Below are 25,243 nucleotides of genomic sequence, written 5' to 3'. Positions count from 1 at the left end.
ACACATTGGCGCGACCTAACTACTGTTATTTGAGATGCGTAGGAGAAACTCCATGTCTCAACGCCTTGCTGCCTATGAGAATTTGAATCTGCAACTGATCGCCGGCGAGTGGCGTGCCGGCCGTTCGGGCCGGGACCTCGATGTTCTGGACCCTTTTACCCAGGAGAAGCTGCTGCAGATCCCCCTGGCCAACCGTGAGGATCTGGACGAGGCCTACCGCAGCGCTCGCGAAGCACAGGTCGACTGGGCGGCGCGCGGACCTTCCGAGCGCGCTGCGGTGATGCTCAATGCCGTGCGTATTTTTGATGAGCGCCGCGACGAGATCATCGACTGGATCATCCGTGAGTCGGGCAGCACCCGTATCAAGGCTCAAATCGAATGGGGCGCAGCGCGCGCCATCACGCAGGAATCCGCCAGCCTGCCGAGCCGCGTGCATGGCCGTATCCTGGCTTCCGATGTGCCCGGTAAAGAAAGCCGCGTCTACCGTGAGCCGCTGGGTGTGATCGGCATCATCAGCCCGTGGAACTTTCCGCTGCACCTTACCGCTCGCTCCCTGGCCCCGGCCCTGGCCCTGGGCAACGCGTGCGTGATCAAGCCGGCCAGCGATACTCCGGTTACCGGCGGCCTGCTGCTGGCGCGCATTTTCGAAGAGGCGGGCCTGCCCAAGGGCGCGCTCAGCGTGCTGGTTGGCTCCGGTAGCGAAATTGGCGATGCCTTCGTCGAGCACGAAGTGCCGGGCTTCATCTCCTTCACCGGTTCGACCCAGGTTGGTCGCAACATCGGCCGTATTGCCGCCGGTGGCGAACACCTCAAACATGTAGCGCTGGAACTGGGTGGCAACAGCCCCTTCGTGGTACTGGCCGACGCTGACCTCGATCAGGCGGTGAATGCCGCGGTGGTGGGCAAGTTCCTGCACCAGGGTCAGATCTGCATGGCGATCAACCGCATCATCGTTGAGGAGTCCGTGTATGAGGACTTCGTCAACCGTTACGCCGAGCGCGTCAAGTCGCTGCCCTATGGCGACCCGAGCAAGCCGGAAACTGTGGTTGGCCCGGTAATCAATGCCAAGCAACTGGCCGGTCTGCAAGAAAAGATCGAGACCGCCAAATCCGAAGGCGCTCGCGTGATGGTGGCAGGCGAGCCCCAGGGCAACGTAATGCCTCCTCATGTATTTGCCGACGTGACGGCTGACATGGAAATCGCCCGGGAAGAAATCTTCGGCCCGCTGGTCGGCATTCAGCGCGCCCGCGACGAGGCACATGCCCTCGAACTGGCAAACAGCAGCGAGTACGGCCTGTCCAGCGCCGTGTTCACCTCCAGCCTGGAGCGTGGCGTGCAGTTCGCCCGTCGCATCCGTGCGGGCATGACGCACATCAACGACATTCCGGTCAACGATGAGCCCAACGCGCCTTTCGGCGGTGAGAAGAACTCGGGTCTGGGCCGCTTCAACGGCGATTGGGCGATCGAGGAATTCACCACCGATCACTGGATCACCGTACAGCACGCCCCGCGCCGCTACCCGTTCTGATTCCCTATCACTCATAACTTAAGAGAGGAGCAACACATGTTCCCATACCAGAGCCGAAAGGCCTGCTGGCGGTCCTGCGTGCTTGGCCTGTCCCTCCCGCTGTTGATGTTGTCTGGCGCAGCATCCGCTGACGGGGATGGAAAATGGCGCGGTGGTCAGAATGTCTACGAAAAAGTGTGCGGCCATTGCCACGACATTGGCGTCGGCCCCGAACTCTTCGGTCGCGGACTGCCGCCGGAATACATCACCGCCATCGTGCGTAACGGTTTCCGTGCCATGCCGGCGTTCACTGCGTCCTATATCGACGATAAGTCGCTGCAGGAAGTGGGGGAATACATTCAGAAGTCCCCGGCCCGGGCGGCCAAGACGGAAGGAAGCAAACCATGAACCTCGCCCGTCGCTCTCTTCTCAAGGGCGCAGCGCTGAGTGGTTTGTCTGGCTTGGCCCTGAGCGCGAGTGGGGTCAGCCTGGCCGCCGGCCTGTTCCGCACACCGGTCGAGCCGGCGTTGGTGCTGGTGAGTGACAGCACCGTCGGCGCAGCCTTCATGCTGGGGGCGCAGACGCACAACCCCGCATTGAAGTTTCAGCACACCGATTCGGGGCTGGAACACATTCGTCAGGTGTCGGCGCTGCTCAACAGCCCGCAACCGCAACGCATCATCGGCCTGCTGGATGACGCCAGCGCCACGCTGATTGTGGATCTGGCACGCAGTGCCGGGGCCGAGATCCAGTGGCTGGGCCAGCACGGCGTGGATGCACGCGGCTCGCGGCACCAGCTGCTCACCGCAGAGGGCGCCGCCGGTTGTGCCACGCGTTTCGGCCAGGAGCTGAACCAGTGTGGTGCGGGTTTCGCGCTGCACGAACAGCGTCAAGGCCGTCAGGGGATGCTCATGGAGCTGAGCGCTTCCGCCAAGCGTGCCGATGCCGCCGCTCAGTGGGTGGCCTCGCTGGGTCATGTACTGGCCGCGCTGGGTAGCCCTGAAACACGTCCCATGCCGCAGGTCGGCGTTCAACATTTGCCGCTGAGCGGCCATTTCGTTTCGTTCTCGATCGAGACCGGTAGGAGCCAATCCGCATGACCGATCAAACCAATCAGCTTCTGCCGCAGGGAGTCACTGCGGCCGAGTTCCAAAAGGCCGTGACCAAGTTCCGTGCCTTGCTGGGCGATGACAATGTGCTGGTGAAAAACGAGCAGCTCGTCCCCTACAACAAGATCATGATGTCCACGGAGAACGCTAACCATGCGCCGTCGGCAGCCGTCACCGCCACCACCGTGGAACAGGTCCAGGGCGTGGTGAAGATCTGCAACGAACACAAGATCCCGGTCTGGACCATCTCCACCGGCCGCAACTTCGGTTATGGCTCCGCCGCCCCGGGGCAGCGCGGTCAGGTCATCCTCGACCTGAAGAAGATGAACAAGATCCTTCACGTCGACGCTGAGCTGGGTACCGCCCTGGTCGAGCCCGGCGTGACCTACGGTCAGCTGTATGACTACCTGCAGGAAAACAACATCCCGCTGATGCTGTCCTTCTCCGCGCCGTCGGCGATTGCCGGCCCGCTGGGCAACACCATGGACCGCGGCGTGGGCTACACCCCGTACGGCGAGCACTTCATGATGCAGTGCGGCATGGAAGTGGTGCTGGCCAACGGTGACGTCTACCGCACCGGTATGGGCGGCGTGAAGGGCGACAACGCCTGGCAAGTATTTAAGTGGGGCTACGGTCCGACCCTGGACGGCATGTTCACCCAGGCCAACTACGGCATCTGCACCAAGATGGGCTTCTGGCTGATGCCCAAGCCGCCGGTGTTCAAGCCGTTCGAGATCAAGTTCCCCGAAGAGACCGATATCGCCGAGATCGTCGAGTTCATTCGTCCGCTGCGTCTGGCCCAGATCATCCCCAACTCTGTGGTGATCGCCGCCACCATCTGGGAAGCTGCAGCCGCTGGCGTGCGCCGCTCGGACTACATCACCGAGCCGGGTGCCACCCCGGACGCCATCCTCAAGCAGATTCAGAAGGACAAGGACCTCGGCGCCTGGAACGTCTATGCCTGCCTGTACGGCACCCAGGAGCAGATCGACGTCAACTTCAAGATCGTCACTGACGCGCTGAAGAAGCTCGGCAAGGGCAAGCTGGTCACCGAGAAAGAGGCGGGCAATACTCAGCCATTCAAGTACCGGTCCGAGATGATGAAAGGCATCCCGAACCTGCAGGAATTCGGCCTGTACAACTGGCGTGGGGGCGGTGGCTCCATGTGGTTCGCACCCGTCAGCCAGGCTCGCGGCAGCGAGTGCGACAAGCAGTACGAGTTGGCCAAGGGCATCCTCAACAAGCACGGCCTGGACTACGTCGGTGAGTTCATCGTCGGCTGGCGCGACATGCACCACGTCATCGATGTGCTGTATGACCGCAGCAACCCGGAAGAAACCAAGCGCGCGGATGCCTGCTTCAATGAGCTTCTGGACGTCTTCGAGGAGAAGGGCTACGCGGTATACCGCGTGAACCCGCACTTCCAGGAGCGTGTTGCGCAGAGCTACGGCCCGGTCAAACGCAAGCTGGAACACACCCTCAAGCGTGCACTGGACCCGAACAACATCCTCGCACCCGGCAAATCCGGCATCGATCTCGAAAACGATTTCTGATGCTGGCGGCAGGTTTCCTGCCAGTTAACGCCAAGAAAACGCCCAAGCCCAGGTTTGGGCGTTTTTTCAGGCGGAGGGAAGGAGCAACACGCCATTAGATAACCTGAGGGTTATGCGAGGCGTGCAAGGTTTCAATTTTCCCCCGGCGGAAATTGACCGAGACTTGGTCCGTTCAGAACAGCGACCCTCCGTCATCACACAACAGGAGATCGACATGTCCGACGCTCAAGAACGTCGTTTTGTCATGCGTGACCGCACGTGGCACCCCAAAGCCTTGACCCCGGACTACAAGACCTCGGTAGGGCGTTCCCCGCGCCAGGCACTGGTCAGCATTCCCCAGTCCATTTCCGAGACCACCGGTCCGGACTTCACGCACTTGAACATGGGCCGGCACGACAACGATCTGCTGCTCAACTTCAATACCGGTGCGCTGCCGATCGGTGAACGCATCATCGTTCACGGCCGTGTGGTGGACCAGTTTGGCAAGCCGATCCCGCATACCCTGGTGGAAATGTGGCAAGCCAACGCCGGCGGCCGCTACCGCCACAAGAACGACCGTTACCTGGCGCCCCTCGACCCGAACTTCGGCGGTGTGGGCCGTGCGCTGACCGACAGCGAAGGGCGTTACCATTTCCGCACCATCAAGCCGGGTCCGTATCCGTGGCGTAACAACCCGAACGACTGGCGTCCGGCGCACATTCACTTCTCCATCAGCGGCCCGGCGATCTGCACCAAGCTGATCACCCAGCTGTACTTCGAAGGTGATCCGCTGATTCCGCAGTGCCCGATCGTCAAGGCTGTGAACGACCCGGAAGCGGTGCAAACCATGATTGCGCGTCTGGACCTGACCGCAAACAACCCCATGGATTGCCTGGCGTACCGTTTCGACATCGTCCTGCGCGGTCAGCGCAAAACCTGGTTTGAGAACGTCTGAGGAGGCGACCATGACTGAGATCAATCTGCTTCGCGAGACCACCTCCCAGACCGCCGGTCCCTACGTTCATATCGGCCTGGCTCTGGCCGCGGCCGGTAACCCGACCCGCGAACAGGAAATCTGGAATCAGATGGCCAAACCCGAGGCCCCCGGTGAGCACATCACCGTGATCGGCCGTGTGTTCGACGGCAACGGTCACTTGGTGCGCGACTCCTTCCTGGAGGTCTGGCAAGCCAACCACGAAGGCGTGTACGACGAGGAGTACAGCCTCGACAAGCCGTTCAATGGTTTTGGCCGTACCGCCACCACCTTCGATGCCGGTAGCGAATGGACCATCGAGACCGTCAAGCCGGGTGTGGTCAAGGCAGCCGATGGCCGTCCGCAAGCGCCGCACATCAACGTGGCGCTGTTTGCCCGCGGGATCAACATCCAACTGGCCACCCGCATCTATTTTGATGACGAAGCCGACGCCAACGCGGCCGATCCGGTGCTCAACCTGATCGAACAGCCCGAGCGCCGCCAGACGCTGATCGCCACGCGCGAAGAGCGGGATGGCAAGGTGGTGTACCGCTTCGATATCCGTATCCAGGGCGAAAACGAGACGGTCTTTTTTGACTTCTGATACATCGCCGGGGCAACTGCTCCGGCAGGAATACGAAACGCGTCTCGCGGCCCGGGGTTACCGGGCCGACGCGGCGCAACGGGCGGCCGTTGACCTTCTGGGTCAATGGCTGTCGGCGTTTCTGGGGCGGCGCCGTTCATTGCTGCGTCGTCCCGCCGCCGGCGTTTACCTGTGGGGTGGCGTAGGGCGCGGCAAAAGCTTCGTCATGAACGCGCTACACGCCGCCGCGCCGCTGGTCGAAAAGCGTAGGGTGCATTTCCACGCGTTCTTGGCCGAACTGCAAACCCTTGTCCGCGCTTATGCTGGTCAACCCGATCCGTTGGTACTGGCTGCTCGTGAGTTGGCTGGGAGCACCCGTCTGTTGTGCTTCGATGAATTCCATGTGCATGACATTGGCGACGCCATGCTCTTGGGCCGCCTGGTCAAAGTGCTGGTAGACGAGGGGGTTGGCGTGGTCTGCACGTCCAATTACCCACCGTCGAAGCTGTGTCCCAATCCGTTGTACCGCGAGCGATTCCTGCCCACGATCAAACTGATCGACGCACGCTTCGAAGTGCTAGAGCTGGACGGCGGTCAGGACTACCGCCGCGAGTCCACCCGGGACTGGGGACAGTTCTGCTGGCCCCTGGCGGATGACGCAGTCTGGGCAGATACGCCCCTGGCACCGCCCCCGCACGCCGAGCGTGAGCTGGTCATCGAGGTCAATCGACGCCCGTTGCGTCTGGTTGCCCGAGAGAACAAGCGCGCCTGGCTGGACTTCGCCGAGCTGTGCCGCGGTCCGCGTTCCAGTGCGGACTACCTCTGGCTGTGCGAGCACTTTGCCGAGCTGATCGTGGGCACCGTGCCCTCGTTGGACGGCGAGGGAATCGACGTGCAGCAACGTTTTCTGAATTTCATCGACATTGCCTATGACAGCGGCGTGCGCCTGCGTCTGGGCGGTGTCGACCGGCCGGAGGTGCTGTGTCGCGCCGGTAGTCATACTGATTTTTCCCGTACCCATAGTCGCCTGCAGCAGTTGCAAGCGCTCGACATGGCGAATGCCGCGTCGTTCTGTTCTTTTCAGGAGGCTGAATCGTGAGTGTCAGCAATCAGCTTTTCGATGCCTATTTCACCCAGGCATCCATGCGTGACGTGTTTTCCGACCGGGGTCGGTTGCAGGGCATGCTCGACTTCGAGGCCGCGCTGGCGCGCGCTGAAGCGGCCGTCGGGCTGATCCCCGGGCGTGTCGTGCCGGCTATCGAAGCGGCCTGCCAGGCGGCTCTGTACGATCCCGTTGCGCTGGCCCAGGCGATTGCCACGGCGGGTAACTCGGCGATTCCGCTGGTCAAGGCCCTGGGCCGCCAGATCGCCCAGAACGATGCCGAAGCCGAGCGCTATGTGCATCTGGGCGCTACCAGTCAGGACGCCATGGATACCGGGCTGGTGTTGCAGCTGCGCGCGGCGTTGGGACTGATCGAAGCGGATCTTTCGGCCTTGGCCGAAGCCTTGGCGGTGCAGGCGGAAAAACACGCCAGCACCGTATTGCCGGGGCGTACCTGGCTGCAACACGCCACTCCAGTGACGCTTGGCATGAAGCTCGCGGGAACGCTCGACGCGCTGAATCGGAATCGTCAGCGGCTGGCCGAACTCAAGCCCCGTTTGCTGTGCCTGCAGTTTGGCGGTGCCGCCGGCACGCTGGCCGCGCTGGGTGAGCAGGCGCTGCCGGTATCGGTCGCGCTGGCCAACGAGCTGCAACTGACGCTGCCCGAGCAGCCCTGGCATACCCAGCGGGACCGCATTGTCGAGGCCGGCAGCGTACTGGGCCTGATCGCCGGCACGCTGGGCAAGTTTGGCCGCGACCTGTCGCTGCTGATGCAAACCGACGTGGGCGAGGCGTTCGAGCCATCCGCGCCAGGCAAGGGCGGTTCATCCACCATGCCGCACAAGCGCAACCCGGTGAGCGCGGCGGTGCTGATCGGCGCGGCCACCCGCGTGCCGGGTCTGGTTTCCACCTTGTTCGCCGCGATGCCCCAGGAGCATGAGCGCAGCCTGGGCTTGTGGCACGCCGAATGGGAAACCTTGCCGGAGATCTGCTGCCTGGTCTCGGGCGCACTGGCCCAGGCCCTGGTGGTGGTGCCCGGGCTAGAAGTGGACGCCGAGCGCATGCGCGCCAACCTGGAGCTCACGCAAGGCCTGGTGTTGGCGGAAGCGGTGAGCATTGCCCTGGCGCAACGCATCGGTCGTGATGCGTCCCATCACCTGGTCGAACAGTGCTGCCGCCGCGCCGTGGCCGAGCAGCGCCATCTTCGCGCGGTGCTCGGCGATGATGAACAGGTCAGCGCGCAGCTTTCTGCAGAAGAACTGGATCGTTTGCTCGATCCGGCCCATTACCTTGGCTTGGCACAAACGTGGGTCACCCGCGTCGTGGCCGAGCACCGCCGACTCGGCGCCCTTGATTAACCCGAACTTTTTATCCGGAGCCAGACAATGGACGAGAAACAGCGTTACGAAGCCGGCATGCAAGTGCGCCGTGCGGTACTGGGCGATGCCCACGTGGACCGCAGCCTGGAGACCCTGACGCCCTTCACCGAAGAGTTCCAGGAAATGATTACCCGCCACGCCTGGGGCGACATCTGGACCCGCCCCGGTCTGCCGCGCCATACCCGCAGCCTGATCACCATTGCCATGCTGATCGGCATGAACCGCGAGGGTGAACTTAAGCTGCACCTCAAGGCAGCCAAGAACAACGGCGTGACCCGTGACGAGATCAAGGAAGTGCTGATGCAGTCGGCGATCTATTGCGGTATTCCAGCAGCCAACCACACCTTCCACCTGGCTCAGGAGTTGTGGGACGAGGTGGGTGTGGAGTCGCTGCAAGAGCAAAAGTAAGCCGAGCGCATCAACGCCCGCTGCATGCTTCCACGAAAAAAACGGCCCTTGGCCGTTTTTTTCGTTTTCGCGATGCCGAAGCGGCAGGTGAACGCGTGTGCCGACGTGAGGGTCCTAGCGGTGAAGCCCTGAATGCGCAGATGCTGGGGCTGGAACGGTGCAGTGCTCCGTTCACATGGCGTGGCATAGCGAGGCTTGCATATGAAACTCGGCATGATCGGTTTGGGGCGCATGGGCGCCAACATGGCGCAGCGCCTGTTGCGCGGCGGCCATCATGTGGTGGGGCTGGACCCCAAGCCCGAGGCGCGCAGCGCGCTGGAGCAGCAAGGCGGTGAAAGCGCCGAATCGCTGCAGGCACTGGTGGCCAAGCTGCCAACCCCGCGACTGCTGTGGCTGATGGTACCGGCCGGTGACGTCACCGATGCCACCCTGACCAACCTGCTGCCACTGCTGGGCGCCGGCGATACCTTGATCGATGGCGGCAACTCCAATTACCACGACACCCTGCGCCGCGCCGAGATGGCTGCCGAACAGGGCATCGATTACCTCGACTGCGGCACCAGCGGCGGCATCTGGGGGTTGGCCGAGGGCTACAGCCTGATGATCGGTGGCGGGGAGGCGGCGGTGGAACGCCTGCGGCCAGTCTTCGAAACGCTGGCGCCGGGCAAGGAGCGGGGCTGGGGGCGGGTCGGGCCCGCTGGCGCCGGACATTTCTGCAAGATGGTGCACAACGGCATTGAATACGGCTTGATGCAGGCCTATGCCGAGGGATTTTCCATCCTGCGTCATAAAGAGGCATTTGATTTCGATCTCGTGCAGGTTGCCGACATCTGGCGCGAGGGCAGCGTGGTGCGTTCCTGGCTGCTCGACCTATGCAGCGATGCGTTGCAGAAGAACCCGCAGATGATCGGCATTGCGCCCTATGTGGCCGATTCCGGGGAAGGCCGCTGGACCGTGGCGGAAGCCATCGAGCTGAATGTGCCAGCGCCGGTCATTACGCTGGCGTTGCTGCAACGGCTGCGCTCGCGGGACGCCGAATCCTATGCCGACCGGCTGCTGGCGGCGTTGCGCAATGAGTTCGGCGGGCATGCGATCAAGAAAGAATGAGGGGCGGCCGCCGGCCGCTGGGCACGTGTCACCTTAGGACCCCAGCAGCTTTCTGGCCCGCGCGCAGACATTTTCCACGGTGAACCCATACTCCCGTTGCAGCACGAGCCCGGGGGCGGAGGCGCCAAAGCGTTCGACACCGAGCATGGCGCCCTCGGAGCCGGTGTAGCGCTCCCAGCCCTGGGAAACGCCGAGTTCCACTGCCAGGCGCGCCTTCACCGTTGGCGGCAGCACCGCGTCGCGCTTGACCTGGGGTAGGGACTCGAACAGCTCCCAGCTGGGCATAGACACGCAGCGCACAGCGATTCCTTCAGCCTGCAAACGTTCGGCGGCCTCGAGGATCAGCGCGACTTCCGAGCCGCTGGCGATCAGGATCAACTGGGGATTGCCCCCCGCTGGCTCGCTCACTACATAGGCGCCGTGGCGCACGCCCTCGGCGCTGGCATAGCGGCTGCGGTCCAGGGTTGGCAGTTCCTGGCGACTGAGAATCAGCGCCACCGGGCGGTGGCGAGTTTCCAGGGCGATGCGCCAGGCTATGGCGGTTTCGTTGGCGTCGGCGGGGCGGATCACCGTGAGGTTCGGCACCGCCCGCAGGTTGGCCAGTTGCTCCACCGGCTGGTGGGTCGGGCCGTCCTCGCCGAGGGCCAGGCTGTCGTGGGTGAACACCTGCACCACATGCAAGCCCATCAGCGCCGCCAGGCGCATCGGTGGGCGCATGTAGTCGGAGAAGATCAGGAAGGTGGCGCCGTACGGAATGAACCCGTCATGGGCGGCCAGGCCGTTGGCGATGGCACCCATGGCGTGTTCGCGCACGCCGACGTGCAGGTTGCGCCCGGCATGGCTCCAGCCGCCACCGCTGGAACCCTGTTCGTCCTTGCCTTGGATAAGCGCGGAATTGAAATCGCCCTGGCCCTTCAAGACGGTTTTGGTGGAAGGGTTGAGGTCCGCCGAGCCGCCGAACAGTGCCGGCAAGCGAGGGGCGATGGCGTTCATGACCTGGCCGCTGGCCTCGCGGCTGGCCAGGCCCTTGGCGTCGGCGGGGAACACTGGGATGTCGGCATCCCAGCCGGACGGCAGTTCGCCTTCCAGGCGCTGTTCCAGCTCCTCGGCCAGCGCCGGGAACGCCTGGCGATAATTGACCAGACGCTGATTCCAGGCCGCCTCGTCATCGGCGCCGCGTAGCCCGGCCAGGTGAAACTGCGCCTGCACCTCGGGCGGGATGAGGAACTCCGGGTCCAGCGGCCAGCCGAGCCGCTTCTTGGTCTGGCGCACATTGTCCGCGCCTAGCGGCGAGCCGTGAGCCTGGTAGGAGTCCTGCAACGGCGAGCCAAAGCCGAGATGGCTGCGCACCAGAATCAGCGAGGGGCGGGTGTCCTGGGCATGGGCCGCGTGCAGGGCGGCGTCGAGGGCATGCAGATCGTTACCGTCCTCCACCACCTGGGTATGCCAGCCGTAGGCGGCGAAGCGCGCGGCGCGATCCTCGGAAAAACAGATGTCGGCGCCAGCGGCCAGGGTCACTTCGTTGTCGTCGTACAGGCAGCACAGCTTGCCCAGGCGCAAATGGCCGGCCAGCGAGGCGGCTTCGCTGGCCACACCTTCCATCAGGTCGCCGTCGCTGACTAGGGCGAAGGTGCGGTGATCAATCAGGGTATGGCCGGGGCGGTTGTAGCACGCCGCCAGGTGCGCCTCGCCGATGGCCATACCCACCGCGTTGGCCAGACCCTGGCCGAGTGGCCCGGTGGTGATTTCCACGCCGGGCGTGTGGCCGCGCTCGGGATGTCCGGGCGCCTTGCTGCCCCACTGGCGAAAGCGCTTGAGCTCGTCCAGCGGCAGGTCGTAACCGGTCAGGTGCAGCAGGCTGTACAGCAGCGCCGAGCCATGCCCGGCCGAGAGCACGAAACGGTCGCGCCCCGGCCACTGCGGGTGGGCGGGATTGAACCGGAGCCAGCGCATCCACAGCACATAGGCCATGGGAGCGGCGCCCAGCGGTAGGCCGGGGTGGCCGCTGTTGGCGTGCTGCACCATGTCCACCGAGAGAAAACGCAGAGTATTGATGCAGCGTTGATCGAGGTCGATAGCCATGGCGGTTACTCCGCAGGTGAATGGAGCGCGGTATCGACGATCTGGCGGGCCTCGTGCAGGATGGCCTGCAGGTGGGACTGATCCTTGAAGCTTTCCGCATAGATCTTGTAAATCGCCTCGGTGCCGGAGGGGCGGGCGGCGAACCAGCCGCTGGCAGCGATCACCTTGATACCGCCGATAGGTGCCTGATTGCCGGGCGCGTGGTCGAGTACGGCGAGAATCGGCTCGCCGGCCAGCTGGCTGATGGTCACTTGCGTGGGCGAGAGCCGGCTCAGGCACGCCTTCTGCTCGGGCGTGGCAGCGGCGTCGAGGCGATCATTCAGGGGTTCGCCGAGTTTTGCCACCAGGTCGCGATACAGCTCGCCGGGGTCGCGGCCGCAGCGAGCGGTCATTTCCGCCGCCAGAAGCGCGGGCACCAGGCCGTCCTTGTCGGTAGTCCAGACCGTGCCATCATGGCGCAAGCAGGTGGCGCCTGCGCTTTCCTCGCCGGCAAAACCCAGGCTGCCATCATGCAGGCCGTTGACGAACCACTTGAACCCCACCGGTACTTCGTACAGCCGCCGGCCGAGGCGCTGCGCCACGCGGTCGATGAGTGCGCTGCTGACCAGGGTCTTGCCAATGGCGGTATCGGGGCGCCACTGCGGCCGATGCCGGAACAGATAGTCGATCAGCACCGCCAAGTAATGATTCGACGGCAACAGCCCACAGCTGCGGGTGACGATACCGTGGCGGTCGTGGTCGGTGTCACAGGCGAAGGCGACATCAAACCTATCCTTGAGGCCGATCAGCCGCTGCATGGCATAAGGCGAGGAGGGGTCCATGCGGATCTGTCCATCCCAGTCCAGCGACATCATGGCGAAGGTCGGATCCACCGCCTCACTGACCACGTGCAAGTCGAGGCCGTAGCGTTCGGCCAGCGGCGCCCAGTAATGCACGCCCGCGCCGCCGAGCGGATCGACGCCCAGGTGCAGGCCGGCGGCGCGGATCACCGCGAAGTCCACCACCTGCTCCAGATCCTCTATATAGGCGTGCAAAAAATCGTGTTCCCGCGCGGCGTTGCGCGCCTGCGCGAGGGGTAAGCGGCGCACGCCGCGCAAGGCGTTTTCGAGCAGGGTGTTGGCGCGCGCCTCGATACGGGCGGTGATGACGGTATCCGCCGGCCCGCCGTGGGGCGGGTTGTACTTGATGCCCCCATCGGCCGGTGGGTTGTGCGAGGGGGTGATGACGATGCCGTCGGCCAGCCCTGCGTTGCGGCCCCGGTTGTAGGTGAGGATTGCGTGGGAAATGGTCGGCGTCGGGGTGAATTCGCCGTCTTTGGCGATCAGCGTGTTCACGCCATTGCCGGCCAGCACTTCCAGGGTGCTTTCCAGGGCTGGCTGCGACAGCGCGTGGGTGTCGATGCCGAGGTACAGCGGGCCGTCGATGCCCTGAGCCTGGCGGTAGTCGCAGATCGCCTGGGCGATGGCCAGCAGGTGCCATTCGTTGAAGCTGCGGGTCAGCGAGCTGCCGCGATGGCCGGAGGTGCCAAAGGCCACCCGTTGCTCGGGGATGTACGGGTCGGGGCGCCAGTCGGTATAGGCGGCCAGCAAGGCGGGCACATCGACCAGCGAGGAGGACGGGGCGGGTTGACCGGCCAGCGGGTTGATGCGGTTCATGGGCGGATCGCCTTGTACTGGCGGTAGCGGCGGATCAGCCTGTTGCTGGAACTGTCATGGCTCAGCTCGCTCGGCTCAGGTTGGGCGATTTCCGTCGCGATCCGTTTGGCCAAGGCCTTGCCCAGCTCGACGCCCCATTGGTCGAAGGGGTCGATCTGCCAGATCATGCCCTGCACGAACACGCTGTGTTCGTACAGGGCCACCAGCGTACCCAGCGTGAAGGGGTCGAGGCGTTCGGCCAGCAGCGTACTACTGGGGCGGTTGCCCTCGCAGGCACGGTGTGGCGCCAACGCCTGTGACGCACCCTGGGCGCGCCATTCTTCCTCGCGCTTACCAAAGGCCAGCGCCTCACCTTGGGCGATCAGGTTGGCGATCAGCAGATCATGCTGGGTGCCCAATGGATTGAGCGACTGACAAAAGCCGATGAAATCGCAGGCGATCAATCGGGTGCCCTGATGGATCAGTTGATAGAACGAGTGCTGGCCATTGGTGCCCGGTTCACCCCAGTAAATCGGCGCGGTGTCGTAATCGACCCGCTCACCGCCCAGGGTCACATGCTTGCCGTTGCTTTCCATGGTCAGCTGCTGCAGGTACGCGGGAAAGCGTTTCAGGTACTGCTCATAGGGCAGCACGGCAACGGCCGAGACCCCGAGGAAGTTGGCATTCCACACCGCCAGCAAGCCCATCAGCGCCGGCAGGTTGCGCTCCAGAGGCGTGTGGCGAAAGTGCTCGTCCATGGCATGCAAGCCGGCCAGTAACGCGCGGAAGTGTTCGGCGCCGATGGCGAGCATGGTCGACAGGCCGATGGCCGAATCCATCGAGTAACGCCCGCCCACCCAGTCCCAGAAGATGAACATATGCGCCGGATCGATACCGAAGCGGGCCACTTCCTCCGGATGGCTGGACACCGCCACGAAATGCCGGGCGACCGCTGCTTCATCGCCAAGCGCCTGCAGGCACCAGGCTCGGGCCGCATGGGCATTGGCCAGGGTTTCCTGGGTGGTGAAGGTTTTCGAGCAGACGATGAACAGCGTTTCGGCCGGGTCCAGCTCGCGCAAAGTTTCGCTGAGGTCGGTGGGGTCGATGTTGGAGACGAAAAAGAAGCGCAGGTCGCGGTGGCTGTAATGACGTAACGCTTCGTAGGCCATGACCGGGCCGAGGTCTGAGCCGCCAATGCCGATGTTGACGATGTTGCGCATCGGCTTACCGGTTAGACCAGTCCAGGCGCCGCTGTGCACCTGCTCGGTGAACCGGGCCATGCGATCCAGCACGGCGTGAACATCGGGGATTACATCGCGGCCGTCCACGGTGATATGCGCGCCTGCGGGGGCGCGTAACGCTACATGCAGGGCGGGACGGTTCTCCACCCGATTGACCCGGTCGCCACGAAACATCGCCTCGATGCTCTCTGGCAGCTGGCAGGCTCGTGCGAGTTCAAGGAGCAGGCGCAGGGTTTCATCGTCGATGCGTTGCTTGGCGTAATCCAGATACAGGCCAACCGCCTCGACGCAGAGGCGCTCACCCCGCGTCGGGTCGGCGGCGAACAGCTCACGCAAATGCCGTGGGCTCATGCTTCGGGCATGGGTCAGCAAGGCTTGCCACTCTGGGCGCTGGGTCAGGGCCGAAAAAGTCGAATGCTTCATCGATAGGCCTCAACTGGGAAAATCGGCACGTTGCAACCGGCACAGCTCGCCGATGCGTGCGAGGGTGAGATCGGGGGGCGGGTCGAGCAATTGGCCGTTCGCCGCCTCGGCGTAGTGGCCCTGGCGTATAAAAACGCTGGTCAGGCGAGTGCCGAGCTGGCGCTTGAGCGCGGCCAGGAGCAGGGGTTTGTCATCGACCATGACGTAGTGCTGCGCAGGAAAACGCTGAAGGATCGCCTCGACTTCACGCTCTTTGTGCAGGCATACCAGTACCCTGCCGGCGACAGCGTCCCACAGGCCGCACCGCTGGATCTTGCGGGGTTGGAAAACCACGTCACCGTCAGAAACAATCGCCGTCGTACCCTGTTTGTGCAGGTGATCGATAACCGCGAGGGCCTGCGGATAAAGTCGCGCCTGGAAGGGGTAGTCGAGCATGAACCCCGCCATGTGCAGCAACGCTGACGGGCTGCCGCAGCCGCTGCGAAAGGCTTGCAGCGCACCGAGGTAGTCGGCGTAGCCCCGTTGCTGGCGCAGTTCGCCGTAGAGCGTCCAGTAGCGTTGGCTTTCGGCCGCGCCGAAGTCCTGCTCCAGCCGTGCGCTCAGGTCGCTGGCGAAGCGGTCGTTGTCGAGCAGGGTGTTGTCGACATCGAGCAAAAATGCCCAGCTGTCCTGTCTCAACATGGCGGAATGTCCTGAGGGCGCGGATCATGCCAGCCGTCGCCGGCCTCCACCACGAGGGTGGCCGCCGCCGGTCCCCAGCTGCCAGGCTCATAAGGCAGCGGCACGCTGGTCTGGCCGAGGACCGGCTCGACCACCGCCCAGGCGGCTTCGACGCACTCATCACTGGTGAACAGCGTGCGGTCGCCGCGCAGCGCATCGCCGAGCAGGCGCTGATAGGGCGATTCGGCGTGCTGAAGCTGGTGACGGGCGATCAATTCCACCGCTTCGCCGCGCATGGCCTCACCCGGCTGCTTGACGCGCGCCCCGAGGGACAGGGTGACGTCGGGGCTGAGGCAGAAACGAAAATAGTTGCTCTGCGGCTGGATGGGTTCGTCGAACACTGCCCACGGCGGTTCTTTCAGATAAACCATGATCTCGCAGCGGGTGATCGGCAGGCACTTGCCGGTGCGGATGTAAAAAGGCACGCCGGCCCAGCGCGCGTTGTCGATGTGCAGTCGCAGGGCGGCGAACGTCTCCACCACCGAGTCCTTTGCGACACCTGGCTCATCGCGATAGCCGCGGAACTGACCACGCACCACGTCCTCGGGCGCCAAGGGCCGGATGGCTTGCAGCAGGCGCAGCTTTTCGGCCCGCAGTGCGGCGGCGCCTTGTTCCCGGGGCGCATCCATGGCCAGCAAGGTGATGATCTGCAACAGGTGATTCTGCACCACGTCGCGCAGCGCCCCGACCTCTTCGTAGAAACGACCGCGACCTTCCACCCCAAAACGCTCGGCCAGAGTGATCTGCACGTTGTCGATGTAGTCGCGGTTCCACAGCGGCGCGAGAAAGCTGTTGGCAAAACGGAAATAGGACAGATTCTGCACCGCTTCCTTGCCCAGGTAATGGTCGATGCGAAAGATCGCCGATTCGGGAAACGCCTGGTGCAAGGTCTGGTTCAAGGCATGGGCCGATGCCCGGTCCCGGCCGAAGGGTTTTTCCACCACCACCCGTGTTTCCGGCCCGCACCCGGCAGCGGCCAGGCCGCGCACCACGACAGGGAACAGGCTGGGTGGAATAGCCAGGTAGCACAGGGGCCGCCGTGCGCCGTCCAATGCCTCCTTTAGCCGCTGGTAAGTGGCCGGCTCGGTGTAATCGCCGGCGATGTAGCGCAGTTGCGCACTGAATCGGGCAAAGGTTCCGGGGTCAGCTTCACCGTGCTCCTGCACGCTGGCGCGGGCTCGCTCACGTAAGGCCTCAAGCGTGCGACCGGGACGCTCGACGCAGAGGATCGGCACCTCTAATTCACGGTTGCGCACCAGCGCGTGCAGCGCCGGAAACACTTTCCTGTAAGCCAGATCACCGAACGCACCGAAGAACACGACGAGATCCGAACCCAGTAGTGCCACGCGAACCTCCCTGGCTACTACACAATCGACTCTTATCTCGACCGTCTCTACGCCGGATGGTGCCGGTCATGCCAGCGCAATCAGCGCGCAAAACCGCTGAACGAAAGGGTTGCCGCTTCGCTCTAAGTTGAGTCTATGTGCAGGCTTGAAAGGATCGTGATGACTTCGCTCAAGGGAAAACTGCGTATCAGGTGTCTTCTGCTTGTCTTCCTGCCTGGGGTTGCCACGGCGCAAACCCTGTCGTTCAAGGTCGAAAACGACCTGCTGTCCTATGACAATCGCGATGGCCATTACAGCGGCGGGATCGAGGCGTTCTGGTCCTTTGAACCCACGGCGGAGCACTGGACCCGAGGCGTTGCCGAAGCGCTGCCGGGCTGGAGTGCCGGCGAGGTGGTTAATGTCGCCTATCGCTTTGGTTATCAGATCTACACACCCAACGACATCGATGCCCGTTATCTGGTCGAAGACGACCGTCCCTATGCGGGGCTGGCCTTCGCCGGGGTGTCATGGTTCGCCGACCAACCGCGTGAGACCTGGCGTCGGACGCGGGAAATGCACCTGGATATCGGCTTGGTGGGCCCGGCCGTTGGTGCCGAAAAAGTGCAGCGTGGCTTGCACAAAGTGTTCGACAGCAGTGAGCCCAATGGTTGGCGTAACCAGTTGCGTAACGAGCCCTTCGTCAATCTGGCATACGGTCAGCAATGGTGGCGCAAGGGTTCGTTCGCCGGGCTGGAGCTCGAATACGGTCCCGGCCTCGGTTTGGCTGTGGGCAATCTCTACACCTACGGTTCCAGCGGAGTCGGGATAAGGTTTGGCCGTCGGCTGGACCGTAGCTTCGGCATTCCTTCAGTGACCCCCGGGCAAAGCGGCGATCTGCATTTCACGCCTGGAAGTGCTTTTGCCTGGTACGGCTTTGTTCATCTGGAAGGTCGCTACATGGCGCAAAACATGCTGCTGGACGGCAATACGTTCAAGTCCAGTCATTCGGTGGACCGCAATGAATGGGTGGGCGATGCCAAGGCCGGGGTGGTGCTGACCTGGGACCACTGGCAAGTGGCATTCGCCAGTGTCTGGCGCAGCCATGAATTTGCCGGGCAGCGCGGACATGATCAGTTCGGCTCTTTAACGATTTCGCGCGGGTTTTAATCGACTACCGACCCACAACGGGTAGGGGCGAATTCATTCGCCTGGCGGATGACCTGCTGGCCATGAGTGGCTGCGACAAGCGCAAGGGTCTTAGTCAATTCGTTGGTCGCATCCCCGCAGGTGCCGGAAAAACTGGGTATCAGGCGAATGAATTCGCCCCTACAGAAAGCCGGCCCTGCGTTAACACATGATCCAGGCTCTTGCCGCAGCGCTCAGCCCGTCACCTTGCGCAACAGGGCCCGGCCGATGACCCGCACCTTGTCCCGTGGTGTAAAGCGTTTCAGCGTGGCCTTGACCACGCCTTCGGTAAACCGGGTGCGCTTGGAATAATCGATGCGCACATCAACGAATACCGGGCGACCTTCGGCGGCCAGTTGCAAGGCTTGGCGAATTCCCTCGCCGCAGCCGGCGTCGTTGTCGATGGCGACGAAGGCCGCGCCGGTGGCTTCGGCCAGAGCCTTGATATTCAGCGCTTTGAGTACTGTACAAGTCTTGCGGTTATAGGGAATCTGCTGTGCCTGGGCGATCTGCGACAATTCACCGTCGCTGAACACGAACACCGGCACGCCGAGCCCCAGCTGGCTGGCGGTGATCATTTCCAGGCCGGTCATGCGCAGGGCGCCGTCGCCGACAATGCCGACCACGGTGGCGTCGGGGTTGGCCAGTTTGGCGCCGATCACCGCCGGCACGCAGTAGCCCATGGCGTTGAAGTCGCTTGGCGACAGGTAGCGGCGCGGGCCGTGAATCGGCATCAGCTCGGCGAGCAGAAAGGTGTGGTTGCCATCGTCGGCCACCAGAATGGCCTCGTCATCCAGTTGCAGGCGCAATTCAGTGAAGAAGCGTGCCGGATTCACCCGGTCGCCACTGTTGTGCTTGAACCATTCATCACGATAGGCGGCCTTGTCCTGCTGGATGCGGGCGGCCACGGCCTGGTCGCGCGCTTGGGGTTGCAGGGCTTCGACTTCGCGCAGCAGGGCCGGAATGATTTCGGCAGCGTCACCTTCCAGGCACAGTTGTGCGGGAAAATTGGCATTGAACACCTGCGGGTTGATGTCCACATGAATCAGCGCGGCCGGTACCGGCATGCTGTAACTGCCGGTGGGGATTTCTGAAAAGCGTGTGCCGACCGCCAGCAGGCAGTCGCAATCGGCGAAGGCGCGGGCGGCCGCCGGCACGGCGTAGGCGCCGAAGCCCATGCCGGTGTGCAGCGGATGGTTGCCCGGGAATGCGCTCAAGCCTTGCAAGGTGGTTGCCACCGGAGCACCGAGCAATTCGGCCAGACGTATCAGCTCAGGTTGCGCGCCGATCGAGCCCCAGCCGAGGAACAGGCCGGGCCGTCGTGCCTCGACCAATTGCTTGGCGGCCTGGCGAAGGGTGTCCATATCCAGCTCGGCAGGGGCCTCGATGGGCTCGAACCTCGGCATTTCGTCAACCTCGCCGAGAAAGTTGCCAATGTTATAGGGCAGCTCGACGAACACTGGGCCCGGCTCGCCGCCGGTGGCGATCCGGTAAGCCTCGTAGAGGGTTGGAATGACCTCATGGTGGGCGGCAATGCGAAACGTGGCCTTGGTGATGGGCGCCAACAGGCTGTGCTGGTCGATGTCGTGCAGTTGGTAACGGTACGGACTCTCGCTGTGGATACCGCCGGAAATGATCAGCATGGGAATGCCGTCCAGGCCGGCTTCGCCGATGCCGCTGGCGGCATGGGTCACGCCGGCCGCCGGGACAATCACCAGGGTGCCGATGCTGTCGCTGGTGCGGCTGACCGCGTCGGCCATGAAGGCTGCGCCGCACTCGTGGGTGACCAGGACCGGCTGGATGCTTTCCGACGAATTCAATTCATCGTACAGCTCGGTGTTGTGTACCCCAGGAATGCCAAAGGTGTATTTGACGCCCAATTGTTCGAGAGCAAAGCGGGCCAGTGCCGCACCGGTCTTTTTCATGTCCTGTTCCTTTTCATTATTTTTTTGTTGGATTTCAGTGAGTCGGGTTCGCCGAGCGTAACCGACACGCTAGGCGTTGCGCTCGACGCCTGCGATGGCCCAGGCCGCGCGGCGTCCGTTGAAGATGCAGTTGCTCAGGAAGGTTCCCTCCAAGGAGCGTATTCCGCTGATCCCGCCGCCGCCAAAGCCGGCGGCTTCGCCAGCCGCATACAGGCCGGCAATGGGTTGCCCTTGGCCGTCCAGCACCCGTGAATCCAGGTCGGTCAGCATGCCGCCCATGCTCTTGCGGCTGATGATGCGCTCGCGGATGGCGATCAGGGGACCGGCTTTGGGGGCAAGAATCGGCTGGGCGCGGCAGGTGCGCAAGCGATCGCTGCGCCACTGTCGCAGATGGTGAATGCGGCGGATCTGGTCATCGTTGTGCAATGCCGGTCCGCGCGCCAGCATGGCGTCGTAAGCCTGGATATCAGTCTGCATGCCGTGCAGGTCAACCGTCATCGGCCCCAATGCGGTCATGCGTTCGGCCAGTTGCTCCAGGGTGTCGGCGCTGATCACGTCCGGGCAGTGATCCAGCATCCAGCGCACCAGTGCCTTGTTGCCGGTGAGGGTCTGCCAGATCAGCGACACGAGTTTACGGTCGCGGAACAGCGGGTTGCTGTCAGTACCGGAAATGGCCATTTCCTTGATCGCGATGCGCCAGTTCATCACCTGCCAGCTGTATTGATCGGGCAAATGGCCAATGCGCTTGCACAGATCATGGGTGTCGAAGCCAGTGACCAAGGGCTGCGGGCCGATGCGTCGGCCACGGCTGTCCAGCCACAGCGCAGAGCGCGGTGGAATCAGGCTCAGGCCATGATCGGGGTACTGCGGCTCGGGATGGGCAATGCCGGCGGCGTAGTTCCACATCTGACCGAGATTGACTACCTGACCGCCCAGAGCCTGCACGCGATCGTGCAGGGCGCCATCGGCGCTGGGCGGAGTGCCCATCAGCAGATCGCTCGGGCAGGGACCGTAGGTTGTGCTGTCCCAGTGCTGGCGCACCTTGGCCGGATTGCCGTTGATGCCGCCGCTGCAGATCACTACATGCTCGGTCTGAACACGAAAGTCGCCGTGCGGTCCTTTGCCGGAACAGCCGACTACGGTTGAGCTTTGATGCTCCAGGGCTTCAACCCGGTGATCAAACAGGCACTCCAGCAGGTGCGCCTGGGGATGATTGAGCAAACGCTGGGCCAGCGTTTGCACCACGCCGCGTCCGCAACCCCAGGCCACGTGGTAGCGGGGCAGCGAGTTGCCATCGCCGTGATTGCCACGCTCCACCCACTGCACGGCAGGGAAGAAGCGAATGCCGTAACCGTGCAGCCAATCGTAAATATCGGTGCGGTTACGTTCGGCATACAGCGCCGCCCAGCGCGAGCCCCACGGGTCATTGCTGGTAAATTGCGCGGCGCGCAGCCAGTCTGAATAGAGCAGCTCGGCCGAGTCGTGGATGCCGTTGCGTTTCTGCTCGGGCGTTTCGCTGAGCAGCATGCCGCCGAATGCATCGTTGGCCTGGCCGCCGCAGGCTTGGCGCGTCGCGGCATCGAGCAGTATCACGCGCTTGCCTTGGTCAAGCAGTTCCAGGGCCGTACTGATGCCGGCGAGTCCGGCACCTATGACCAGCACCTCGGTGCGGTACAGGGTTTCGCTCATAACCACTTCTCTATTCTTGTTGTGCTGCGAGCATAGGCAGAGCCCTTGAGCACGTCCTGACATTTCGCGAATGGAAAGTTGACATTTTGCGAAGAGAAGGGGAGCGTGGTGGTGTCTTCAGCTCAGGTGCAACCATGACTCAGATCGCCCGCAGCGCGGTTTTCATCGGCTTCGATAGCCTGTGTCGCGATAACGGCCTCAACCCCTACGACGTGCTCAAGCGTTGTGCGCTCGATCCGGTGGTGCTGCGCCGCCGTGATCTTTACGTGCCCTATGCGCGCTTTGCCCAAGCCCTGAGCCTGGCGGCCACGGAGTCCGGCAATCCGCTGTTCGGCTTGCAGCTCAGCCGCTATCACGACTATTTGGTGCTGGGGCCCTTCGGCCTGTTGCTGGCCCAGGCGGAAAGCTTTCCCGAGGTGCTCAAGCTGACCCAGAAATACGTGCACTTGCACGCCCAGGGCATTGAGTTGTCGGTGGTGGAGCAGGAGGACGCCCTGGAAGTGCGTTATGCAGTGGCGTTGCGCGAGCGGGTCGATCTGCGTCAACTGCTGGAGCTGGGCATGGGTGTGGTGCACCGCTCGCTGGCCAGCCTGTTCGGTGATGCCTGGCGACCGGGCAGGGTGGGCTTAAGTCATGAAGCGCAGACTGAGCCCTGCCACTACGAGGCGTTCTTCGGCTGCGAGGTGACGTTCGCGCAGCCGCATAATGGCTTTAGCGCCGAGCCGGCGATTATTCATCAGCGTCCGGTGGAACAGCGCAGCCAGCTTAAATCCCATCTGATCGGCCAATTCACCGATGCCGACAGTGCGCCCCAGGATGTGGTGGCACAGACCAGTTTTGTTCTGGAATCGATTCTGACCACCGGCGAAGCCAGCCTGCCTGTGGTGGCGCGCCTGCTGGGCCGCCATCCACGCATGCTGCAGAACGCGCTGCAAGCGCAGGGACAGACGTTTCGCCAGGTTCTGGATCAGGTGCGCTATGGCGAAGCGCAACAGCAATTGCGCCACTCGGAACAGTCGATCACCGAATTGGCCTTGCAGTTGGGCTATGCCGATGAAACGGCATTTTCACGGGCTTTCAAACGTTGGAGTGGCAAGTCGCCACGGGCGTGGCGGCAAGCGGCAGCTGACAGTGAGCTGTGACGCCATGAACGCATGAACGCATGAGCGCGGAGCGTCGGTACCGCGCGAGAGCGGGGTGGTTCAGTCGAAACCGCCAGGCCCGGCTTTAATGCGGGGCCTGGCGTTGAGCATTGATCAGCCGTTAATGGCGTCGTTCAGCGCCTTGGCCGGCACGAACTTGACCACTTTCTTGGCGGCGATGGACATGGTCGCGCCGGTTTGCGGATTGCGGCCGGTACGAGCCGGGCGTTCGCTGACCTTGAGTTTGCCAATCCCCGGCAGCGTCAGCTCTTCGCCGTGTTCCAGGGCATCACTGACAATGGCGCTGAGCTGTTCGAGCATGGCGCGCGCAGTAGCCTTGGGGACGTCGGTGGACTCGGCGATATCGGTAAGCAATTGGTCTTTGGTAATGGCCATGGGACTGAGCTTCGCTTCGGTTAAGTGAGCGCGAAGTCTACCCTGCACATAGTGGCTCGGGAATTCAAAAAAAAACGTGGTGCGAGGTAGTGGCCCTTCGCGGTGACGGCTGAGCGCGCAGGCTACTCTACGACAGGATTCTTCGAGTTGGGCTGCCACTCAAGAGCAGCAGTGATCGAACCATGGGAGATGCACCATGAGCCTGCAGGCTAAAGCCGTTGCGTTTCAAAGACTTCACGCGGAGAACCCGCCCCTGATTTTGCCCAACCCCTGGGACGCGGGCAGTGCTCGCCTATTGACCGCCATGGGATTCAAGGCGCTGGCCACAACCAGCGCCGGATTGGCCTTTAGTCTGGGAGTAAAGGATTCGGCGGGGATGCTGACCAGAGCGCAAGTGCTCCAAAATGCCGCCAGCATCGTTGATGCGACGTCGCTCCCGGTCAGTGCAGACTTGGAAAACGGCTTTGGCGATTCACCCGAAGACGTCGCACAGACCATCAGGATGGCCGCTGAGGCAGGTCTGGTAGGGGGCTCGATTGAGGACGCGTCCGGAGAGAAATATCACCCCATTTATGACTTCAACCATGCGGTGGAGCGCATTCAGGCCGGGGTGGAAGCTGCCCGCAACTTGCCTTTCCCGTTCACCTTTGTTGCCCGTGCAGAGAATTTCAGCGTGGGCCGCTGTGATCTGGACGACACGATTCGCAGGCTTCTCGCCTTCGAGAAAGCGGGCGCGGACGTGTTGTATGCGCCTGCATTACCCACGCTTGAGGCCATACGTATGGTCTGTACGGAAGTCCAGCGGCCGGTCAACGTGGTGATAGGGTTTGGCGGAATCGTCTTTAGCGTCGCCGAATTGGCTGACGCGGGCGTGCGCCGGATCAGCTTGGGAAGCTCGTTGGCCCGGGCTGCCTTGGGAGGCCTGGTGCGGGCGGCACAGGAGATCCAGCAAACGGGCACCTTCGCGTTCATGGCCGAGGCGATCACCTTCGCTGAAGTGAATGACCTGATGGCACCCAGCAACGAGTAGCGAAGTCCCGAGTGGGGTGGGTGCCGTTACGTTGCTGTTTGATTCGCAATGCTCACCAGTGTCAATAGCTGGCTTTCCAGCTCGGCAAACTGCCCCTCGACCTCCGTTCCCCGCACCCACTCCCCATTCAGACTTTTCAGCAGGCCCAGGCGCAGTCGCCCGGTGGGCGACCACTCCAGCACCTGCGCGTCCTGAAAGTAGAAGCGCTGCCCCACAAGGGGATACAGCGCCTTGAACAGGCTTTCTTTCGCGGAAAAGGTCAGGCTGATCAACCAGGGGTGTAACGCCGGATCGAGCTGTTGCAGGCGCAACAGTTCATGGCTGGTGAGAATTTCCCCGGCCAGGCGCTGGCTGCGCTCGGGGCTCAGCAGTCGCTCCAAGTCCATGCCGAGGCCGCGCCAGTTGTTGGCATGGGCCACCAGGGCGGCGGCATGGCCGGCGCTGTGAGTGATGGAGCCGACGATGCCCGCTGGCCACTGTGGCGCGCGGTCCTCACCCACGGCAGGAACGCTGGCGTGCCCGGTCAGCTGCCAGAGGGCGTGCCGGGCACACAGGCGTCCGGCCAGGTATTCGCACTGGCGTTTGCTGGCGCCCGGAACGGCGGGGATCTCGCAGCGGGCGAAATCGTCGGCGCTCAGCCGACTCGCGTCGAAGCGGGTACTGACCAAGTAGGCGCCGGACAAAGGCTGGGGAAGCGGCCAGTGAGGTTGCAGCGGTTTACAGCAGTCAGGAATCAGTGTGTTCATGGGTG

General features: G+C 63.2%; 22 protein-coding genes. 13 read left to right on the top strand and 9 right to left on the bottom strand.

Going from position 1 to position 25,243, the window contains the following annotated elements:
- The first annotated feature begins 52 nt into the window (after window positions 1-52).
- From pchA to gnd, 10 genes are all read left to right on the top strand, one after another.
- On the top strand, window positions 53-1,528 hold the full coding sequence (pchA, locus tag H9642_RS09150) for a 4-hydroxybenzaldehyde dehydrogenase (RefSeq protein WP_251836122.1): 1,476 nt from the start codon (window positions 53-55) through the stop codon (window positions 1,526-1,528).
- 36 nt (window positions 1,529-1,564) lie between these two features.
- A complete protein-coding gene (locus tag H9642_RS09145) occupies window positions 1,565-1,915 on the top strand; it encodes a c-type cytochrome (protein ID WP_251836121.1) in 351 nt (116 codons plus the stop codon).
- On the top strand, window positions 1,912-2,607 hold the full coding sequence (locus H9642_RS09140) for a hypothetical protein (RefSeq protein WP_251836120.1): 696 nt from the start codon (window positions 1,912-1,914) through the stop codon (window positions 2,605-2,607). The genes H9642_RS09145 and H9642_RS09140 overlap by 4 nt, the downstream gene beginning before the upstream one ends.
- On the top strand, window positions 2,604-4,169 hold the full coding sequence (locus H9642_RS09135; protein ID WP_251836119.1) for an FAD-binding oxidoreductase: 1,566 nt from the start codon (window positions 2,604-2,606) through the stop codon (window positions 4,167-4,169). The genes H9642_RS09140 and H9642_RS09135 overlap by 4 nt, the downstream gene beginning before the upstream one ends.
- A gap of 214 nt (window positions 4,170-4,383) precedes the next feature.
- A complete protein-coding gene (pcaH, locus tag H9642_RS09130; protein ID WP_251836118.1) occupies window positions 4,384-5,103 on the top strand; it encodes a protocatechuate 3,4-dioxygenase subunit beta in 720 nt (239 codons plus the stop codon).
- 10 nt (window positions 5,104-5,113) lie between these two features.
- Window positions 5,114-5,725 (top strand): protocatechuate 3,4-dioxygenase subunit alpha, encoded by a 612-nt coding sequence (pcaG, locus tag H9642_RS09125; protein ID WP_251836117.1) that lies wholly within the window; start codon window positions 5,114-5,116, stop codon window positions 5,723-5,725.
- Complete coding sequence (gene zapE, locus H9642_RS09120) at window positions 5,715-6,803, top strand: cell division protein ZapE (RefSeq protein ID WP_251836116.1); 1,089 nt, start codon at window positions 5,715-5,717, stop codon at window positions 6,801-6,803. The genes pcaG and zapE overlap by 11 nt, the downstream gene beginning before the upstream one ends.
- A complete protein-coding gene (locus H9642_RS09115; RefSeq protein ID WP_251836165.1) occupies window positions 6,797-8,164 on the top strand; it encodes a 3-carboxy-cis,cis-muconate cycloisomerase in 1,368 nt (455 codons plus the stop codon). The genes zapE and H9642_RS09115 overlap by 7 nt, the downstream gene beginning before the upstream one ends.
- Window positions 8,165-8,191: 27 nt before the next feature.
- A complete protein-coding gene (pcaC, locus tag H9642_RS09110) occupies window positions 8,192-8,593 on the top strand; it encodes a 4-carboxymuconolactone decarboxylase (RefSeq protein ID WP_084344018.1) in 402 nt (133 codons plus the stop codon).
- Between the two features lie 201 nt (window positions 8,594-8,794).
- Complete coding sequence (gene gnd / locus H9642_RS09105; RefSeq protein WP_251836115.1) at window positions 8,795-9,700, top strand: phosphogluconate dehydrogenase (NAD(+)-dependent, decarboxylating); 906 nt, start codon at window positions 8,795-8,797, stop codon at window positions 9,698-9,700.
- Between the two features lie 33 nt (window positions 9,701-9,733).
- Here gnd and tkt read toward each other — a convergent pair whose 3' ends face one another.
- Genes tkt through zwf form a run of 5 tightly spaced genes read right to left on the bottom strand, consistent with a single transcriptional unit; the run spans window position 9,734 to window position 17,146 of the window.
- Window positions 9,734-11,782, bottom strand: a complete 2,049-nt coding sequence (tkt, locus tag H9642_RS09100; protein WP_251836114.1) for a transketolase — start codon at window positions 11,780-11,782, stop codon at window positions 9,734-9,736.
- Between the two features lie 5 nt (window positions 11,783-11,787).
- Entirely contained in the window at window positions 11,788-13,437 is a 1,650-nt protein-coding gene (pgm, locus tag H9642_RS09095) for a phosphoglucomutase (alpha-D-glucose-1,6-bisphosphate-dependent) (RefSeq protein WP_251836113.1), read from the bottom strand.
- Window positions 13,434-15,080 carry a glucose-6-phosphate isomerase gene (pgi, locus tag H9642_RS09090; protein WP_251836112.1) on the bottom strand — a complete coding sequence of 549 codons (1,647 nt, stop codon included), beginning with the start codon at window positions 15,078-15,080 and terminating at the stop codon, window positions 13,434-13,436. The genes pgm and pgi overlap by 4 nt, the downstream gene beginning before the upstream one ends.
- Window positions 15,081-15,089: 9 nt before the next feature.
- Window positions 15,090-15,761, bottom strand: coding sequence for an HAD family hydrolase (locus tag H9642_RS09085; RefSeq protein WP_251836111.1), 672 nt, complete (start codon window positions 15,759-15,761; stop codon window positions 15,090-15,092).
- Complete coding sequence (gene zwf / locus H9642_RS09080) at window positions 15,755-17,146, bottom strand: glucose-6-phosphate dehydrogenase (RefSeq protein ID WP_251836110.1); 1,392 nt, start codon at window positions 17,144-17,146, stop codon at window positions 15,755-15,757. The genes H9642_RS09085 and zwf overlap by 7 nt, the downstream gene beginning before the upstream one ends.
- 159 nt (window positions 17,147-17,305) lie before the next feature.
- On the opposite strand from zwf, the gene H9642_RS09075 reads away from it, so the two are divergent.
- Window positions 17,306-18,292, top strand: a complete 987-nt coding sequence (locus tag H9642_RS09075) for a lipid A deacylase LpxR family protein (RefSeq protein ID WP_251836109.1) — start codon at window positions 17,306-17,308, stop codon at window positions 18,290-18,292.
- 212 nt (window positions 18,293-18,504) lie between these two features.
- On the opposite strand, the gene H9642_RS09070 is transcribed toward H9642_RS09075, so the two are convergent.
- Window positions 18,505-20,235 carry a thiamine pyrophosphate-binding protein gene (locus tag H9642_RS09070; RefSeq protein ID WP_251836108.1) on the bottom strand — a complete coding sequence of 577 codons (1,731 nt, stop codon included), beginning with the start codon at window positions 20,233-20,235 and terminating at the stop codon, window positions 18,505-18,507.
- A 69-nt stretch (window positions 20,236-20,304) separates the two neighbouring features.
- The gene (locus H9642_RS09065) at window positions 20,305-21,924 is read right to left on the bottom strand and encodes an FAD-binding dehydrogenase (protein WP_251836107.1); all 1,620 of its coding nucleotides are present in this window, start codon (window positions 21,922-21,924) and stop codon (window positions 20,305-20,307) included.
- Window positions 21,925-22,058: 134 nt separating this feature from the next.
- Here H9642_RS09065 and H9642_RS09060 point away from each other — a divergent pair, with 134 nt between their 5' ends.
- On the top strand, window positions 22,059-23,066 hold the full coding sequence (locus tag H9642_RS09060) for an AraC family transcriptional regulator (protein ID WP_251836106.1): 1,008 nt from the start codon (window positions 22,059-22,061) through the stop codon (window positions 23,064-23,066).
- Window positions 23,067-23,180: 114 nt separating this feature from the next.
- On the opposite strand, the gene H9642_RS09055 is transcribed toward H9642_RS09060, so the two are convergent.
- Entirely contained in the window at window positions 23,181-23,462 is a 282-nt protein-coding gene (locus tag H9642_RS09055; RefSeq protein WP_251836105.1) for an HU family DNA-binding protein, read from the bottom strand.
- A 196-nt stretch (window positions 23,463-23,658) separates the two neighbouring features.
- On the opposite strand from H9642_RS09055, the gene H9642_RS09050 reads away from it, so the two are divergent.
- Window positions 23,659-24,492: an isocitrate lyase/PEP mutase family protein gene (locus H9642_RS09050; RefSeq protein ID WP_251836104.1), complete on the top strand. Its 834-nt coding sequence runs from the start codon at window positions 23,659-23,661 to the stop codon at window positions 24,490-24,492.
- A 26-nt stretch (window positions 24,493-24,518) separates the two neighbouring features.
- On the opposite strand, the gene H9642_RS09045 is transcribed toward H9642_RS09050, so the two are convergent.
- Entirely contained in the window at window positions 24,519-25,238 is a 720-nt protein-coding gene (locus H9642_RS09045; protein ID WP_251836103.1) for a 4'-phosphopantetheinyl transferase family protein, read from the bottom strand.
- Between the last annotated feature and the right edge of the window lie 5 nt (window positions 25,239-25,243).

The organism is Serpens gallinarum (assembly GCF_014836765.1).
Classification (GTDB): Bacteria; Pseudomonadota; Gammaproteobacteria; order Pseudomonadales; family Pseudomonadaceae; genus Serpens; species Serpens gallinarum.
The sequence above is the reverse complement of the archived record's forward strand: the minus strand, read 5'-3'. Positions and strand labels throughout refer to the sequence as shown.